The sequence below is a fragment of the Burkholderia sp. A9 genome (assembly GCF_000801975.1).
Genome location: NZ_JSZN01000016.1, coordinates 36,128 through 53,437, shown reverse-complemented (window position 1 = coordinate 53,437; position 17,310 = coordinate 36,128). Strand labels below are relative to the sequence as shown.

15 protein-coding genes are annotated in these 17,310 nt (G+C 67.8%); 3 read left to right on the top strand and 12 right to left on the bottom strand.

The genetic code is table 11. The features are described 5' to 3' along the window. Positions 1-8: 8 nt before the first annotated feature. From PI86_RS08245 to PI86_RS08225, 5 genes are all read right to left on the bottom strand, one after another. Positions 9-1,601, bottom strand: a complete 1,593-nt coding sequence (locus PI86_RS08245; RefSeq protein WP_039320853.1) for an ABC transporter substrate-binding protein — start codon at positions 1,599-1,601, stop codon at positions 9-11. 138 nt (positions 1,602-1,739) lie between these two features. Next, on the bottom strand, positions 1,740-2,072 hold the full coding sequence (locus PI86_RS08240; RefSeq protein WP_014899031.1) for a sugar ABC transporter ATPase: 333 nt from the start codon (positions 2,070-2,072) through the stop codon (positions 1,740-1,742). 249 nt (positions 2,073-2,321) lie between these two features. Next, positions 2,322-2,651, bottom strand: a complete 330-nt coding sequence (locus tag PI86_RS08235; RefSeq protein WP_039320850.1) for a hypothetical protein — start codon at positions 2,649-2,651, stop codon at positions 2,322-2,324. Between the two features lie 270 nt (positions 2,652-2,921). Beyond that, a complete protein-coding gene (locus tag PI86_RS08230; RefSeq protein ID WP_039320848.1) occupies positions 2,922-3,842 on the bottom strand; it encodes a bestrophin family protein in 921 nt (306 codons plus the stop codon). A gap of 12 nt (positions 3,843-3,854) precedes the next feature. Next, entirely contained in the window at positions 3,855-6,179 is a 2,325-nt protein-coding gene (locus tag PI86_RS08225) for an FdhF/YdeP family oxidoreductase (RefSeq protein ID WP_039320847.1), read from the bottom strand. Positions 6,180-6,331: 152 nt separating this feature from the next. Between PI86_RS08225 and PI86_RS08220 the strand changes: the two genes are divergently transcribed. Further along, a complete protein-coding gene (locus PI86_RS08220) occupies positions 6,332-7,753 on the top strand; it encodes an aminotransferase-like domain-containing protein (RefSeq protein WP_039320844.1) in 1,422 nt (473 codons plus the stop codon). Positions 7,754-7,813: 60 nt separating this feature from the next. Here the strand turns inward: PI86_RS08220 and PI86_RS08215 are convergent, their stop codons facing one another. After that, complete coding sequence (locus PI86_RS08215) at positions 7,814-9,055, bottom strand: mechanosensitive ion channel family protein (protein ID WP_039320842.1); 1,242 nt, start codon at positions 9,053-9,055, stop codon at positions 7,814-7,816. Positions 9,056-9,342: 287 nt separating this feature from the next. On the opposite strand from PI86_RS08215, the gene PI86_RS08210 reads away from it, so the two are divergent. Continuing rightward, positions 9,343-11,061: a SulP family inorganic anion transporter gene (locus tag PI86_RS08210; RefSeq protein ID WP_039320828.1), complete on the top strand. Its 1,719-nt coding sequence runs from the start codon at positions 9,343-9,345 to the stop codon at positions 11,059-11,061. 159 nt (positions 11,062-11,220) lie between these two features. On the opposite strand, the gene PI86_RS08205 is transcribed toward PI86_RS08210, so the two are convergent. Then, complete coding sequence (locus PI86_RS08205; RefSeq protein WP_039320826.1) at positions 11,221-12,096, bottom strand: LysR substrate-binding domain-containing protein; 876 nt, start codon at positions 12,094-12,096, stop codon at positions 11,221-11,223. A 97-nt stretch (positions 12,097-12,193) separates the two neighbouring features. Here PI86_RS08205 and PI86_RS08200 point away from each other — a divergent pair, with 97 nt between their 5' ends. Continuing rightward, positions 12,194-12,793: a LysE family translocator gene (locus PI86_RS08200; RefSeq protein ID WP_082012177.1), complete on the top strand. Its 600-nt coding sequence runs from the start codon at positions 12,194-12,196 to the stop codon at positions 12,791-12,793. 31 nt (positions 12,794-12,824) lie between these two features. Here PI86_RS08200 and PI86_RS08195 read toward each other — a convergent pair whose 3' ends face one another. The 5 genes from PI86_RS08195 to PI86_RS08175 all read right to left on the bottom strand — a co-directional run bounded on the left by PI86_RS08195 (position 12,825) and on the right by PI86_RS08175 (position 16,925). Beyond that, positions 12,825-14,279 carry a DHA2 family efflux MFS transporter permease subunit gene (locus tag PI86_RS08195; RefSeq protein ID WP_039320823.1) on the bottom strand — a complete coding sequence of 485 codons (1,455 nt, stop codon included), beginning with the start codon at positions 14,277-14,279 and terminating at the stop codon, positions 12,825-12,827. Further along, positions 14,276-14,839, bottom strand: a complete 564-nt coding sequence (locus tag PI86_RS08190) for an isochorismatase family protein (RefSeq protein ID WP_039320821.1) — start codon at positions 14,837-14,839, stop codon at positions 14,276-14,278. The genes PI86_RS08195 and PI86_RS08190 overlap by 4 nt, the downstream gene beginning before the upstream one ends. A 70-nt stretch (positions 14,840-14,909) precedes the next feature. Then, entirely contained in the window at positions 14,910-15,365 is a 456-nt protein-coding gene (locus PI86_RS08185) for a MarR family winged helix-turn-helix transcriptional regulator (protein ID WP_014899042.1), read from the bottom strand. 206 nt (positions 15,366-15,571) lie between these two features. Beyond that, positions 15,572-15,808, bottom strand: coding sequence for a DUF7661 family protein (locus PI86_RS08180; RefSeq protein ID WP_039320818.1), 237 nt, complete (start codon positions 15,806-15,808; stop codon positions 15,572-15,574). 46 nt (positions 15,809-15,854) lie between these two features. Continuing rightward, positions 15,855-16,925, bottom strand: coding sequence for a serine hydrolase (locus PI86_RS08175; protein ID WP_039320815.1), 1,071 nt, complete (start codon positions 16,923-16,925; stop codon positions 15,855-15,857). Between the last annotated feature and the right edge of the window lie 385 nt (positions 16,926-17,310).

Genomic DNA, 17,310 nt, shown 5'->3' with positions numbered 1-17,310 from the left:
GGCGAATCTTATGGCTTCGCCAGCGTGCGGTACGACACGAGATCGTTGATCGGCCCGATCTCGGGCCCGGTGGTGCCGGGGCGCGTCGCGACCTGTACGACCTTCTCGAACATGATGACGAACGGCGAATTCGCGAGCACGGCCTTCTGCAGCGCCTCATAACGCTGTGCGCGCTTCGCGGGCGACGGCTCGACGAGTGCGGCCTCGGTGTCCTTCGTCAGTTGCGGGATGTCCCAGCTGTTGCGCCACGCGAGCATCTTCGTCTTCGACTGGTCGGAATTGTCCGGATTCCAGGCGAAGCCGCGCGCGTTGCTGTTCGGGTCCATGTAGTCGGGCGACCATTCGCCGATGAAGATGTCGTGCTGGCGCGCGCGGTACTTGCCGATCGCCTGCTTCGCGTCGCCCGGGATCAGCTTCACGCGGATGCCGCCTTGCGCGAAGTTCGCCTGCAGCGCCTGTGCGATCTCGATGAACGGATAGTCGTTGGGCATGTCCATCGTCACGTCGAAGCCGTTCGGCAAGCCGGCCTTCGCGAGCAGCGCCTTCGCCTTCGCGACGTTGAGCTTGTACGGATTCGCATTCAGCGTGCCGAGGAAGCCTTCGGGCAGGAAGGTCTCGTGCACCTTGTAGGTCGTGCTGACGATGTTGCGCTGGATGCCGTCGTAGTCGACCAGCCACTTCATCGCCTGCTGCACGTCCGGCTTCGCGAGGTTCGGGTTCTTCGTGTTCAGGCTCAGGTACAGCAGCGCGGACACGGGCCACGATGCGACCTTGATCTTGCCGGCCTTGGTCAGCGCGGCGAGGCTGTCGGGGCTCAGGTTGCGCGCCGCGTCGACGTCGCCGTTCTCGAGCAGCAGCCGCTGCGCGGACGCCTCGGGCACGTGGCGCAGCACGACGCGTTTCATCGGGTACGGCGCACGGTACTTGTCGAAGCGCTGCAGCACGATGCTCTCGTTCGGCGTCCACTTGACGAGCTGGTACGGGCCCGAGCCGGCATCGTTGGTCTTCAGCCAGCTGCCGCCGAGATCGTTGCCCTGCTGGTGCGACAGCAGCAGCTTCTTGTCGAGGACCGACGCCGGGCACGCGCTCAGCACGTTGAGCACGAAGCTCGGTGCGTACTTGCGGTCGGTTTCGAGCACGAAGGTCTGCGGATCGACCGCGCGCACCTTCTGCATCACGTTCGCCTTCGTGAGGCCGAGATCGGCCAGCACGCCGGCCGGACCCTTGTCGAGCAGGATGGTGCGCTGCAGGGACCACGCGACGTCGTCGGCGCTGACCGGGTTGCCGGAATGAAAGGCGAGGCCGGGGCGCAGCTTGAAGGTGTAGGTGACGCCGTCGGCGCCGACCGTCCACGCTTGCGCGATCTGCCCGTCGAAGCGCGTCGGGTCCTTCAGGTCGACCCGCACGAGCCGTTCATAGGTGTTCGCGACGTACTCGGACGGCACGAGCTCGTAGATTTCGCTCGGATCGAGGGTCGTGAATTCGCTGAGCTGCGTGGCGACGACGAAAATGCCGGGCGGCGTTGCGGCTTGTGCCGGCAGCGCCGGAACCAGTGCGACGAGCGCGGCGCTGACGAACAACCGGGACAGCAGATGCTTCATGCGGGCTCCGTGGGAAAGGAATCGTGGTGCGATTCTCTCATCGACGGCGGCCCGGATGAAAATATTCGATGGGCGCGCGGGACGGCGCCCAGGGCAAGCGGCGTGCGGGCCGGGCGAGGCGCCCGGCGCCGGCGCCGGTCAGATCACGCAGCGCGCGATCGCGAAGCGCATCGCTTCCTCGGCCGGCTCGCTGCCCGAACCGCGCACGACCTTGACGACCGAACCGTTGCCGGACGGCGTGAGCGTGACGAAGTACGAGCGCGACCCGACGGTGATGTCGGTCACGCCGTTGTGCTGCGACCGCTCGGTGCCGGACAGGCGGCTGTCGAGGCAATTGGCGATCGCGTGGGCCGGACGCGCCGACGACACGTAGATCATCGGCGCCGAACCGGACGCGGCGGAATCGGACGAGGGCGCCGAGCCGCAGGCGGCGAGCAGGGCGGCGGGAAGGAGCAACAGGAATCGTTTCATGATCGGGATCGTCGTGTGTCTCGTGTCGAGGCTGGGGCGCGGGGTACGCGAAACGCGGAGCTTCGCAACGACGCCGCCGAAATCGTGTCGTGATTGACGGTCGAGTCGATACGGGCGGCGAGTGACGTCGGAGTATACCCGCGGCACTTGACGCGAATGACCCGCTGAAACGATTCGATACAACAAGCGCCCGCTGTCGCACGGCGGCAGCGGGCGATTCAAGCGATGGCGAATTGACGCTTGCCGGCGTTACTGGCCGATCTTGTGGCTGACCGCATTTTCCTGCTGGTTCAGCACGTGCTTTTCGCTCTGCGTTATGTGGCCGCGATCCTGCGCGGCCATGTCCCGCTCTTCCTGGCGGATCTTGCGGTCGTCACGGTGCAGGCGCGTGGCCTGTGCGTGCGACATCTCGCCTTCCATCACTTCGTGATGGATCCGGCGATTCTGGTTGGCGAGACGCTGATTGACCTCTTCGCGGCGTGGATGCGCTTGCTGCCACGGCGTTTCGGCGAACGCGGTGCCGGTCAGCACCGACATCAGGGTGGCGGCGATCGCGAGATGGCGGGTAAGGGCTCGCATGACGTTTTCTCCTGTCGTTGCGCGCCCGAATCATGGGCGCTTGTCGAAAAAACGCGGCAGGTGTCCCGGCTGTTGACGTTTCCGCCTGTATCGATTGCAAGTCTTTATTACGTCCGCGAGCACCGGATCGGGGCTCAGGTGCAGCAGCGCACCTGCGGCGTCGATCTGCTGCGTGGCGTCGTGCTGCTGCGGCGGATCGCGGACGCGGCCGCCGGGGGGGCGGCTTCCTGCGCGGCCGTCGCGACTGAATGGCGCGGCGCGGGCGGCGCGTCAGGTGAGCCGGTATGCCGGGCCGGGCGTCACTTCCGCCGGCAGCGGTTCGCGGTTCAGTTCGAGCAGCGTACGCTCGATCATCCGCGTCATCGCATCGAGTGCGAGGTGGTTCGGCCCGTCGCCGAACGGCTCGGCGATCGCGTGCGCGATCGCATCGAGCGCGATCAGCGTATAGGCGACGAACACGGTGACGAACGGCGTCGCCGCGCCGATCGAATCGACGAGGCCGAACGGCAGCAGCACGCAGTATGCGTAGATGGTCCGGTGCAGCAGCACGTCGTACGAGAACGGGATCGGTGTCGACGCGATGCGTTCGCAGCCGCTCACCATCGACACGAGATCGTCGAGGCGCGCGTCGAGCATCCACAGCCGCGTATCGGCGAGATGGCCCGCATCGGCGCGCGCGGCGAATGCTTCGCGCAGTTCGTGCACGATCGCGATCGGCGCATAACGGGCGGCGACGATGCGCGCATAGGTACCGCTGTCGAGCAGCGTGCGCAGGTCGGCCGCCGGATCGGTGCCGCGCAGTTGATGCTTCAGCGCATAGACGAACGCGACGACCTTGCGGACGAACGCGCGGCGCGCCGCGTCGTCAGCGTCGATCGCGCCGTAGCAGAGCGCCTGCGACACCAGCGTGCGCGTGGCGGTCAGCACGCCGCCCCACAGCTGCCGCCCCTCGCGGTAGCGTTCGTAGCTCGCGTTGTTGCGGAACCCTGCGAAGATCGCGAGCGTGAGGCCGATCAGCGTGAACGGCGTCGGGTTCAGCGGCACCTTTTCGCCGAGCACGCGGCCGCCGCCCCAGACCGCGACGAGGCTGATCGCGAGCGTGACCACGAGCTGCGGCAGGATGGTCGGCAGCACCGAGCCGTTCCAGACCAGCAGCATCCGCAGCCAGTGCTCGCGCGGCCGAACGATCATCGCGGCGCTCCGTCAGGCGGCGGCCGCGGCCGGCGCGGCCGCGCGATGCAGCAGCACGGGCACCGACTTCGACGTCGGCGTGTTGCACACGTCGCCGACGCTGTCGAGCGGCACCAGCGGGTTCGTTTCCGGGTAGTACGCGCCGATGCAGCCGCGCGGGATGTCGTATTCGACCAGCAGGAAGCCGTCCGCGCGCCGCTCGATGCCGTCGTGCCACACGGTTTCCATGTCGACCCAGTCGCCGGCCTTCAGGCCGAGCATCGCGAGGTCGTCGCGGTTCGCGAACACCACGCGGCGCTGGCCGAACACGCCGCGATAGCGGTCGTCGAGCCCGTAGACGGTCGTGTTGTACTGGTCGTGCGAGCGCGTCGTCATCAGCGTCATCAGGCGCTCGCCGTGCAGCGCGCGGGCACGCTGGATCGGCGTGTCGGTCGGCAGTGCATGCGCGATGAAGTTCGCCTTGGCCGTCGGCGTCAGCCATTCGCGGTCGCGCGATGCGACGCGCAGGTGGAAGCCGCCCGGCCGCGCGATGCGCGTGTTGTAGTCGTAGAAACCGTCGAGCGTCGCCTCGATCGCGTCGCGGATCTTCGCGTAGTCGTCCTTGTACGCGAGCCAGTCGATCTTGCCGCTGCCGAACAGCGCATGACCCATGTGCGCGACGATCGCGGGCTCCGACATCAGGTTCGGCGATGCAGGCTTGTTCATCCCGTACGACACGTGAACCATGCTCATCGAATCCTCGACCGTCACGCCTTGCGCGACGTTGTCCTGCAGGTCGATCTCGGTGCGGCCGAGCGTCGGCAGGATCAGCGCGTCGCGGCCGTGGATCAGGTGGCTGCGGTTCAGCTTCGTCGTGATGTGAACCGACAGGTCGCAGCGGCGCATGCCTTCCCACGTGCGCGGCGTGTCGGGCGTCGCCATCGCGAAGTTGCCGCCGAGGCCGATCAGCACCTTCACGTGGCCTTCGAGCATGCCCTCGATCGTCTCGACGACGTCGTAGCCGTGGTGGCGCGGCGGCTCGAAGTCGAACACGTGGCCGAGCCGGTCGAGGAACGCCTGCGACGGCTTTTCCTCGATGCCGACCGTGCGGTTGCCCTGCACGTTCGAGTGGCCGCGCACCGGGCACAGGCCCGCGCCGGGGCGGCCGATGTTGCCGCGCATCAGCATCAGGTTCGTCAGCATCTGCACGGTCGCGACCGAATGCTTGTGCTGCGTGATGCCCATCCCCCAGGTCGCGATCACCCGCTCGCTGCGCGCATAGAGCTGCGCGAGGCCGTCGATCTGCTCGTACGGCACGCCGCTTTCGGCCGTCAGCGCGGACCAGCTTTCGTTGCGCAGATCGTCGGCGAACGCGTCGAAACCGGCCGTGTGCTCGCCGATGAACGCGGTGTCGAGCACGCGCGGCGCGCCGGCGGCGCGCGCGGCATCGTCGAGTTCGAGCACGCGCTTCGCCATCCCCTTGATCAGCGCGAAATCGCCGCCGATCGTCGGCTGGATGAAGGTCGACGCGATCTTGGTGCCCGACATCGTCAGCATCTCGAGCGGGCTTTGCGGATCGGCGAAGCGCTCCAGCCCGCGTTCCTTCAGCGGGTTGATCGACACGATCGTCGCGCCGCGCTTCGCGCATTCGCGCAGTTCGCCCATCATCCGCGGATGGTTGGTCGCCGGGTTCTGGCCGAAGATCAGCAGCGTGTCGGCATGCTCGAAGTCGTCGAGCGTGACGGTGCCCTTGCCGACGCCGACCGATCCCGGCAGCCCGCGGCTCGTCGCCTCGTGGCACATGTTCGAGCAGTCGGGGAAGTTGTTCGTGCCGTACAGCCGCACCAGCAGCTGGTACAGGAACGCCGCTTCGTTGCTCGCGCGGCCGGACGTGTAGAACGCGGCCTGGTTCGGGTCCGGCAGCGCGCGCAGGTGGCGCGCGATCAGCTCGAACGCGTCGTCCCACGCGATCGGCACGTAGCGGTCGGTTTGCGCGTCGTACGCCATCGGGTCGGTCAGGCGGCCGTGCTGTTCGAGTTCGAAATCCGTCTGTTCGAGCAGTTCGGTGACCGTGTGCGCGGCGAAGAATTCGGGCGTCACGCGCTTGCTCGTCGCTTCGGCTGCCACGGCCTTTACGCCGTTTTCGCAGAATTCGAACGTCGACGCGTGCTGGCGGTCGGGCCACGCGCAGCCCGGGCAGTCGAAGCCGTCCGGCTGGTTCTGGCGCAGCAGCGTGCGGTAGTTGCCGCCGGCGACCTTTTCCTTGATCAGGTTGATCGTGACGGCCTTCAGCGCCCCCCAGCCGGCGGCCGGGTGGGTGTACGGTTCGATGCGCGCGGCGGCGGATTTCTTTTTCATGATGCGGGTGTCAGGGGCGATGGGTGAAGCGTACGCGCGGCACCCCGGGCGCTGTGTGTACACCTGCTCGCTTCAAAAAAGAGTACAGTTTCGGCCATTCAGGCAGTGCGGACCGCAACTGTGTTGTTGAAGGGAAGTTGAAAGGGAGGCGCGTGAAGCGTTACGAACAACTGGCCGACGAGCTGCAGACCCAGATCGAGCGCGGCGTGTACCGGCCCGGCGAGCGGATTCCGTCGGTGCGGCAGGCGAGCCGGCAGCAGCAGCTCAGCGTCACGACCGTGCTGCGCGCGTACCTCGTGCTGGAAAGCCGCGGCCTGATCGAGAGCCGGCCGCAGTCGGGCTATTTCGTGCGGGCGCGCACGGCGGCGCCGGCCGCGGCGGAATTGCATACGTCCGCGCCGGCGGCCGAGCCGTCGGCGGTGGACGTGAGCCGGCTCGTGCTGTCGACGCTGCGCTCGATCGCGCGCGACGACGCGGTGCCGCTCGGCTCGCCGTATCCCGATGCATCGCAGTTTCCGGTGCAGCGTCTCGCGCGCTACGCGCAGGCGATCGGGCGGCGGCGCACGCGCTGGGGCGTGATCGACGACCTGCCGCCGGGCAACCAGGAGCTGATCCGCCAGATCGCGCGGCGCTACGCGGAGCGCGGGATCGCGGTCGAGCCGGGCGAGATCGTGATGACGATCGGCGCGACCGAGGCGATCAACCTGTGCCTGCAGGCCGTCGCCAAGCCTGGTGACACGATCGCGGTCGAGTCGCCGACGTTCTACGCGATGCTGCATGCGATCGAGCGGATGGGCATGCGCGCGCTGGAGGTGGCGACGCATCCGGGCGACGGCATCGATCTCGACGCGCTCGCACGGATCCTCGAGCGCGAGCGCATCGCCGCGTGCATGGTAATGCCCAATTTCCAGAATCCGCTCGGCTTCCAGATGCCCGATGCGCGCAAGCGCGCGCTCGTCGAGCTGCTGGCGAAGCACGGCGTGCCGGCGATCGAGAGTGACGTCTATCACGAGCTGCATTTCGGCGACACGGCGCCGAGCGCGCTGAAGTCGTACGACCGCGAGGGGCTCGTGCTGCATTGCGCATCGTTCACGAAGAGCCTGTCGCCGCGCTACCGGATCGGCTGGGCGATGCCGGGCCGCTATCGCGACCAGGTCGAGAAGCTGAAATTCCTGAACACGCTCGCGACGCCGGCGATCGAGCAGCTCGCGATCGCCGAATACCTGAAGTACGACGGCTACGATTTCCACCTGCGGCGGATGCGCAAGCAGTATGCGCAGCAGGCGAGCCTGATGAGCGCGATGGTGCGGCGCTTCTTCCCGGACGGCACGCGGCTGTCGCAGCCGCAGGGCGGGTATGTGCTGTGGGTCGAGCTGCCGCCGCAGGTCGATGCGATGAAGCTGTATGCGCTCGCGCTGGCGCAAGGGATCACGGTCGGGCCCGGCCACATGTTCTCGGCGACCGCCGATTACCGGCATTTCATCCGGCTCAACTACAGCTATCCGTGGTCGCGGCAGATCGAGGACGCGCTGAAGGTGCTGGGGCGGCTCGCGTCGGAGTGCGCGGGGCGGTGAGGGGGGCGCCGCGCTGCGCGGTTGCCGGCGGCGGCCCGTTGCAGGCCGCCGCGGTGACCATTACCGCGCGTGCGGCGCCTGCAGTTCGGCTTGCACTGCGCCGGCCATCCGGCGCATGTCGAAGCCCGACGGGTGCTGGTACACGCGCAATCCGAACTCCGGTAGCACCGCGATCAGGTGATCGAACAGGTCGGCCTGGATCGTCTCGTAGTCGACCCAGCTCGTCGTGTCGGTGAAGCAGTACAGTTCGAGCGGAATGCCTTCGGCCGTCAGCGGCAGCTGGCGCGCCATGCAGATCATGTCGCGGCGAATCCGCGGATGCCCCTTCAGGTAGTTCGCGACATACGCGCGGAACGTGCCGAGATTCGTCAGCTGGCGGCGGTTTGCCGGGCAGTCGCCGGCCGAGCCGAGCGTACCGTTCCATTGCGCGATCGCGTCGACCTTGTCTTCCAGGTAGTCCTTCAACAGCGTCAGGCGTTCGAGCCGTTCGATTTCGTCGTTGCCGAGAAAGCGCACGCTCGTCGCGTCGACGAACAGCGCGCGCTTGATGCGGCGCCCGCCGGCTTCGGTCATGCCGCGCCAGTTCTGGTAGCTCTCGGTGATCAGCTTCCACGTCGGCACCGTGATGATCGTGTGATCGAAGTTCGCGACCTTGACCGTGTTCAGCGTGATGTCGATGACCGTGCCGTCCGCGCCGGCCGACGGCATCGTGATCCAGTCGCCGATCCGCAGCATGTCGTTCGACGACAGCTGCACGCCTGCGACGAGGCCGAGCAGCGTGTCCTTGAAGATCAGCATCAGCACCGCGGACATCGCGCCGATGCCGGACAGCAGCAGGCCGATCTGCTTGCCGGTCGCATCGCCGATCACGACGAGCGCGGCCGTGATGAACATCACGAGCTTGACGAGCTGCATCGCGCCTTTCAGCGACAGGCGCGGCTGGTCGCGCTGGCTCGTGCGATGCGAGTGTTCGAGCGCGGACAACGTCGTGCTGATCGTCATCGACACCAGGAATACGATCAGCGCGAACAGCACCTTGTCGGCGGCCTGGGTGGCCGCGGTCGGGATGCCGGGCACCGCGCCGAGCCCGAGCTTGACCACGACGAACGGGACGATGCGGTTCAGCCACTTGAATGCGCCGAACTCGAACAGCGCGTCGTCGATGCGGGTGGCCGACAGCCGCGCGAGGCGCGCGACCACGCGGAACAGCAGGAAATGGACGGCGGCCGTGATCGCGCCGGCGGCGGCGAGCAGGATGAGGATGCCGACGAGCGGCGCAAACCAGGATTCGTTCAGGGTCATAGGGGCAGCCAGGGTCCTTCTCGTGCATTGAATCGGCGCCGCGGCGCGGCGCGCGCCCGGTGAAGGGCGCATGTAAGGGACCGTGATTGTGCCATCGGGTTCCTGGCGGGTGCCGAACATTCATGTCTTTAGGTTCCCGAACATGCTCACCATTGCGCGGATTTTCCGTGTGTCCTCGTGTTCACGTCGCGCAATACACTGTGTACTTGCCATGCGATGCCCGCTCGGGGCACGATGCGCGAACGACTTCGCGAACCCCGTTGCCACGTCATTCACGCATTTCACGCATGCAAGATTCCAACGAAACCCGGCCGTCACGCGTATGGCTGCTGAAGGGCATTCTGCCGATTCGTCGCGCGACGGCGATCCGCGATGTGTTCGCGGGCATCTCGCTCGCGTCGATGGATATCCCGCAGGTGCTCGGCTATGCACGCATCGCCGGCATGCCGGCCGTGACGGGCCTCTATACGGTGTTCCTGCCGCTCATCGCGTTCGCGTGCTTCGGCGCGTCGCGCCATCTCGTGGTCGCCGCCGACTCCGCAACCGCGACGATCTTCGCGAGCCGCCTGTCGTCGATGGCGCCGGCCGGCAGCGCCGAGTATGTCGCGCTGGCCGGCATGGTCGCGCTGCTGACCGCCGCGATGCTGCTGCTCGCGCGCATCTTCAAGCTCGGCTTTCTCGCCGATTTCCTGTCGCGCACGGTGCTGGTCGGCTTTCTCGCCGGCGTCGGCATGCAGGTGTCGATCGCGATGCTCGGTGACATGCTCGGCTTGTCCGTCCCGTATCCGGCGTCGCGCAGCGTCGCCCAGCTCGACTATGTCGTCACGCATGCCGTTCACGCGCATCGGCCGACGCTCGCGCTTGCGGCGCTCGTCGTCGTCGCGATTCTCGCGTGCAAGCGCTTCCTGCCGCGCGTGCCGATGCCGATGATCGCGGTCGCGGGCAGCATCGCCGCGAGTGCGGCGTTCGGCTTCGCCGCGCACGGCATCGCGGTGCTCGGGCCGGTCGCGGGCGGCTTGCCGCCGCTGCGCTGGCCGTCCGTCACGTGGCAGCAGTTCCTCGATCTCGTGCCGGTCGCCGCATCGTGTTTCGTGATGATCATCGCGCAGAGCGCGGCGGCTGCCCGCGTGTTCGCGCAGCAGTACGACGAGGATGTCGACACCAACGCCGACATCCTCGGCCTCGCGGCCGCCAACGCGGCGGCGGCGGTGGGCGGCGCGTTCGTCGTCAACGGCAGTCCGACGCAGACCGCGATGGCCGACGGCGCGGGCGTGCGCAGCCAGATCGGGCACCTGGCGTTCGCCGCGGTGGTCGCGGTGGTGCTGCTGTTCCTGAGTTCATATCTGCAGTACCTGCCGCATGCGGTGCTGGCCGGGATCGTGTTGACGATCGCGCTCGGGCTGATCAACGTGCGCAGCCTCGCGGCGATCCGCAAGGAAAGCCCCGGCGAATTCACGCTTGCGCTCGTCACCGCCGCCGCCGTCGTGACGGTGGGCGTCGAGCACGGCATCCTGCTCGCGGTCGCGTTGTCGCTGATGCGGCACGTGCGCCACAGTTACCAGCCGCATACGATGGTGCTCGAAGCCGCCGACGGCAGCGGGCGGTGGCAGCCGGTGCCCGCGCGGCCCGGCGCGATGACGGCGCCGGGGCTGATCGTGTACCGGTTCGGCTCCGACCTGTTCTTCGCGAACGATCATCTGTTCGCCGCCGAAGTGACCGAGCTCGTCGATGCGTCGCCGGTGCCGCTGAGCTGGTTCATCGTCGACGCGGGAGCGATCACCGATCTCGACTATTCGGCCGCGCGCACGATCACCGATCTCGTCAAGATGCTGCACGCGCGCCGAATCGGCGTGCTGTTCGGGCGAGTCAACCGCTACCTGCGCGCGGACATGGAGCGCCACCGGATCACGGAGATCGTCGGCGCGTCGTGCATCTTCCCGACGCTGCACCAGGCGCTGGAAGCGGCGGGCGTGACGCCGGCGCAGCAGGAGCCGGGAGTCGTGTAGCGGGAAGGCGAGAAGGCGAGAAGGCGGTAAGGCGGTAAGGCGAGAAGGCGAGAAGGCGAGAAGGCGAGAAGGCGAGAAGGCGAGAAGGCGGGAAGCGGGAAGCGGGAAGCGGGAAGGCGGGAAGGCGGGAAGGCGGGAAGCGGCTAGGCGGCTAGGCGGCTAGGCGGCAGCGCGCAGGCGCGCGAAGCCGTTGCGCAGGTGACGGGCCAGCTCCACGGCGGCTGGCGCGTGCTGGCCGCGCGGCAGATGAAGGTTGATCGTGAAGTTCGGCAGCGCGGGCAAGCCGCTGTCGGCGGGCAGGATGTCGAGGTCGGCCGGCACGGTGGACGCGAGCCAGACGGTCACCGCGAGATCGGAGCGTACGGTCGCGGCGGTCGCGTCGATACTGCCGTTCTCGAACACGGTGCGCCACGCACGATCGCACGCGCGCAGCGCGTCGAGCACGATCGGGCGGAACGCGCAGGTCTGCGCGACCATCGACACGGGCAGCGGCGAGTGCCGGTGCGCGGCGCCGCCTTTCGCACCGACCCAGACCAGACGGTCGACGGCGATGCATTCGCCGCGCGATGATCCGACCGGCGCCTCGATCAACGCAACGTCGATGTCGCCCTGCCTGAGCGCCCGGCGCAGTTCCGGCGACGCCGCGCACACGAGCGACAGCGCGACTTGCGGATGCGCCTGCGCATAGCCCTTCAGGATCGGCGCGAGACAGCTGCCGACGAGATCCTGCGGTGCGCCGACGCGCACCGATCCCTCCATCGCACCGGCCGTCATGTCGGTCAGCAGCGCATCGTGCGCGGCCAGCAGCCGGCGCGCCTGCCCGAGCAGCCGCTCGCCGTCCGCCGTGAGCAGCAGGTTGCGATGCTCGCGCACGAACAGCGGGCCGGACAGCGTTTCGAGCCGCGCGACCTGCTGGCTGATCGCGCCTTGGGTCAGGTGCAGCGCATGGCTCGCGGCCGTCATGCTGCCGTGATCGGCGACGGTGACGAACGCGCGAAGCAGGGCGATGTCGAGATTGCGTGTCATGAGTCGCATTATGGATGCTAATGACAGGCATAAAAATCTTTCGCTGTTGTAATGCCTGGATCGCGGGTAAAACGGGGCTTCGACGACACCAACCAGGAGCCCCCGCGTGCCGCTTCGAGACTACTTGCCGCTGATGCTGTTCGTGATCGTGTCGACGGTGACGCCGGGCGGTGCGACGACGCTCGCAACGGCGTCGGGCGCGCATTTCGGCTATCGGCGTTCGTTGCCGATGATGGCGGGCATCGCGGCTGGCCTGGCATCGATGGCGGCGGCCGCCGCGGCCGGGCTCGGCAGCGTGTTGCTTGCGCTGCCCGCGCTGCAGCTCGGGATGAAGGTGCTCGGCTCGCTGTACCTGTTGTGGCTGGCCACGCGGATCGCGCGCGGCGGCAAGCCCGGCGTCGATGCCGCCGGGCAGCGTCCGCAAGGGTTCGCCAGCGGCGTATGGATGCTGTGGCACAACCCGAAGGGCTGGGCGATGACGCTCGGCGCGGCCGCGTCGTTTGCCGCGCTCGCGTCCGGCCCCGTGCGGCTCGGCGCGTTGCTCGGGCTGGCGTTCGGCGTGGCGGCGATGGCGTCGCTGTCGCTCTGGTGTTGTGCGGGGCTGCTGTTCGCGCGCGTGCTGCGTACCGAGCGGCAGTGGCGGTGCGTGAATGCGGGGTTGGGCGTCTTGCTCGCGGCGTCGATCGTGCCGATGTGGTTGCAGTAGCGAGGCTGCGCGCGTGGCGCAGCCCCGCGGTTCAGCGCGAACCGGCCCGAGCGGACCCGGTCGGCCGTCCGCCCGCGCCGCTCGACCACCGCGGCAGCCGCAGCGTCGTCACGAAGCTCGCCGCATGCAGCGCGCACAGCAGGCCGAATGCCCACGCGTAGGCGGCGCCGTGCGTGCCGCCCGTCGACCCGGATTCGACCTGCAGCCGCCACGCGAGAAACAGCGTGCACATCGTCGTGAACGTCGGGCCGCCGAGGCGCTGGACGATATTGAGCGACGTCGTCGCCATCGGCAGGTTGCGCCGCTCGACCGACGCATACGCGGCGGAAATCGACGGCGCACCGATCGCGCTCTGGCCCATCCCGCGCAGAAACAGTGCGGGCACCAGCACGTAAGGATCGTAGCCGGCCAGCGCGAGATACACGAACGGCAGCGTTGCGAGGAGCGCGAGCAGCGCGCCCGCGGCAGCCAGTCGACGCACGCCGAACCGGCTCGTCAGCGCGCCCATCGACGGATAAGTGACGAGCATGCCGAGCCCGAGCGGCGCCAGCAGCCAGCCCATTTCGCCGGGCGAGCGGCTGCACGCATCGATCAGGAACACCGGAATCAGCATCTGGCCCGCGTAGATAGCGCCATTCGACAGAAACTGCGTGGCCGCGGCCGCGCCGAATACGCGCGAGCGAAACAGCGCGAGGTCGATCAGCGCGTGCTCGCCTTTGCGTTGCTCGACGCGCAGGAACGCAGCGAGCAGCAGCACCGAACCCGCGATCGCGGCGAGACCCGGTACCGCGTTGATCCGCTCCGCGCCATACAGGAACAGCACGAGGGCCGGCGACAGCAGCGCGAGGCCGCCCCAGTCGAGTTCGCGCCGCTGCGTTTTCTCGCGATCGCCGGGCAGGAGCCACACGGCCAGCGCAAGCGCCAGCGCGCCGACCGGCAGGTTCACGAGAAACAGCCAGCGCCACGACGCGTGCTGCAGGATCGCACCGGCGACGATCGGGCCCAGGATCGGCGCGATCAACACGGGCACCGCCGCGTAACCGATCACGCGCGCCATCTGCTGGCCGGCGACGCGCGCGATCATCATCTGCGCCATCGGCGCGAGCAGCCCGCCGCTGACGCCTTGCAGCACACGGAACGCGATCAGCGACGGCGCGGACCATGCGAGCCCGCACAGCGCCGAGGTCAGCGTGAACGCGGAGAAACACCACAGGTACAGCGCTTTCGCGCCGATCCGGTCGACCAGCCAGCCGTTCAGCGGCAACACCAGCGTGAGCGCGAGCAGGTAGCCGCTCGTCACCCACTGGATCGTCGACAGGCTCGCGTGCAGGTCGGCCGCGAGGCTCGACAGCGAAACGTTGACGATGGTTGCGTCGAGCTGCGACAGCAGCGAGCCGAGCGTCGCGACCGCGCTGACTTTCCAGATCGACGGATCGAGCTGGCCGGCGGCGCGGCCCGGTGCCGGCTGCGCGAGGTTGTCGCTCACGCGCCGCGCCGGTCGAGCAGCGCGAGGATCTCCTGCGTCGAGCCCGTTTCGCCGAGCCGCGGGAACAGCCGATCGACGCTGTTCGTGTGCGCGTCCGCGTTGAGGTCGGTCATCGCATCGACCGCGAGCGTCACGTTGTAGCCGAGTTCGTGCGCCTGGCGGGCTGTCGATTCGACACCGATGCTGGTCGCGATGCCGGCCAGCACGATCTGCGTGACGCTGGCCGCCTTCAGGTGCGCGTCGAGATCGGTGCCCGTGAACGCGCCCCAGGTTTTCTTCGTCACGGCGTGGTCGCCCGGCTGGCGGTTCAGTTCGGGCAGGAGGTCGGCCCAGTCGGCCGGCAGTGCATCCAGACGCACCTGCTGCTGCGTGCGGCCCGGCGCGCCGCCGGCGACGTTGACGAGCACGACCGGCAGGCCGCGGCTGCGGAAGGCGTCGAGCAGTTCGCGCGTGCGCTCGATCACCGGTGCGACCGGGTGGGCGGTGGGCAGCGCGACGATGCCCTTTTGCAGGTCGATGACGACGAGTGCCGTATGCGTGTCGAGACGGGTTGTGCTCATGATGCGGATGCTCCGTGCATGGGGAGAAGGGGCACGCGCCGCACGGATGCCGCGCGGCACGCGCGCGGGGTCACTGCTCGCCGATGCGCCGGATCAGCGGAATCGCGGCGGCGAGTGTGCGTATGTCTTCGGCGTCGAGCTTCTCGATCGCGGCGCCGAGCCACTTGTGCTTCGCGGTGTCGCGCTTGCGCCGTGCCGCCAGGCCGGCCGCGGTCAGCAGGAACAGGATCTGGCGGCCGTCGGTCGGATGCGGCTCGCGTTCGACGAGCCCGTCTTCTTCGAGACTCGCGAGAATCGCCTTCATCGACTGCGGCTTCATCGCCTCGGCGCGCGCGAGATCGGCGGTCGTCATGGGGCCCTGTCGTTCGAGCCGCGCGAGCGCACTCGTCTGCGACATGCCGAGCCCTTCGGACTCGATCTCGGCGCGCAGCCGTCGAATCAGCTGGCCGACTGCGAGTGTCAGATCGGCGGCGACGGTGTCGGCGGAAATGCGGGGTGTGCGTGGCGGAGTCATGCGGCGGATCATATAACACGACAGTTAAACTTGCAAGTTTAACTGTCTAGTTTGGCGGGCGTTCGCGATGCGCGGCGCACGACGTACGACGTAAGACGTAAGACGTAAGACGCACCGCGCACTGACGCACGATGCGTCGGCGAGGCCGGGGAGAGGAACAGTGGGCGGAGGCTCGGCAACCGCCGATTGTCGGACTGTGGGCGGTGTGCGGCCGGACGCTACGTTCGGCGCGGCAACGGAACCGGCACGACGTCGTTGTACTTCGGCGACGCATTTTCGTGCAGCAGGTCGCCGAGATATTGCGCGAGTTCGTCCGCGGCGAGCGCGGACGGAACGTGCAGGTTGGCCGGCCGCCGCTTGCCTTCAGTGCCGAGATCGAACACCGCCCAGCGGCCGTTTGAGCGCACGACGGCGAGCAGGCGTCCGAACGCGTTGAAACGGTATTCGTCCTGCATGGCATCGCTCCTTCGTGGATGAATGTGCCGGCCGCGCGCGTCGCGTTTACTGGATCGAGCAGGTCAGCCAGCGATGGATCTTCAGCGCATCGCTCGACACGCCGGCGCGGGTCGGCGCGCCGAGCAGCACGACCGTTTCGCGGCGGCCCTTCACGCGCATGCGCATCACGACGCCGTGCCCCGATTCGTTGATGAAGCCGGTTTTCTGCAGCCGGATCGGCAGGCGGCCGTTACGCACGAGCGGATCGGAGTTCACATACAGCAGCTCGCCGTCGCCCGCCTGCACGGTGGTCGACGTGTCCGTCGAGAAATAGCGGATCAGCGGATCCTGCGCGGCCGCGCCGACGAGCCGCGCGAGATCCTCGGCGGTCGACACGTTGTGCGGCGACAGGCCGGTCGGCTCGCGGAAATGCGTATGGCGCATCCCGAGCCGGCGCGCCTCGCGGTTCATCGCCTTCACGAACGCGGCACGGCCGCCCGGATAGTCGCGGCTCAGCGCGGCGGCCGCGCGATTTTCCGACGACATCAGCGCGATATGGAACATCTGGCGGCGCGACAGTTCGGCGCCGATCGGCAGCCGCGAACCGGTGAACTTGATCGTGTCGCGATCGCGAGAGGTGACGCGTAGCACGCCGTTCATCGGCCGGTCCGCGTCGCGTTCGACGACGGCGGTCATCAGCTTCGAGATCGACGCGATCGGCCGCACCGTGCGTGCGTTGCGGGCCAGCAGCGGCGTACCGGAGTCGACGTCGAGCACGTAGGCCGCGCGCGAATGTAGCGAGCTCACCGCGCGCGGGCTGTAGCCGCAGCTCGCGAGCAGGCGCGGCTGCGCGGCGGGGCGCGGGCGAACCGCGTTAGTGCGTTTCGCGCGCCGGTGCTGCGGTGCGGGCGCCGCGTGGCGCTTGACCGCATGATGCGTCACGCGCGGGCGGCGGTGCTTGACGGCCTTGTGCTTGCGGTGGGCGGGTTGCTTCTTGACGACTTTCGCATGCGCATGGGGCGCCGCCGTGCGATGCGGCTGCGCCGACGCGTTCGTTGCGAACGCAAGTGTCAGGAACGAGAGGGCGATGAGCAGGGTGGTCCGGGCACGAGGCAGGCGCGCGATGAGGCCGGTCAAGCGAAAGTCTCCTTTTCACGCGCGTTGCGGCGGCGCGAAATGCGTGGGCGGTCAGCGGGTGCGGGAAATTATAAGGTCGATCGCGTGGCGATGACGATGGATGAGCGCGCAATGATGCGTGATGCACGTGGATTCATGCTGTTACTTGGCTGTCAGCAGAGCAGCCGTATCCGGGCCATGCTCACGGAAATGATATGTGACTCAAAGTTATGGATTACACTGAATAGCAATAATTACCTAATTGGATTGTGTTGATAAATGTTACTTTTTTGGGAGGTAAATTTATTGAGATTAGTGGGTAGGCGCTCAGCACTGTCGTGTTGTTCGGAAAGACATTTATAATCGGCCCTCGGCAGAAACCCACCTGAATACCAAACCAAGGGCA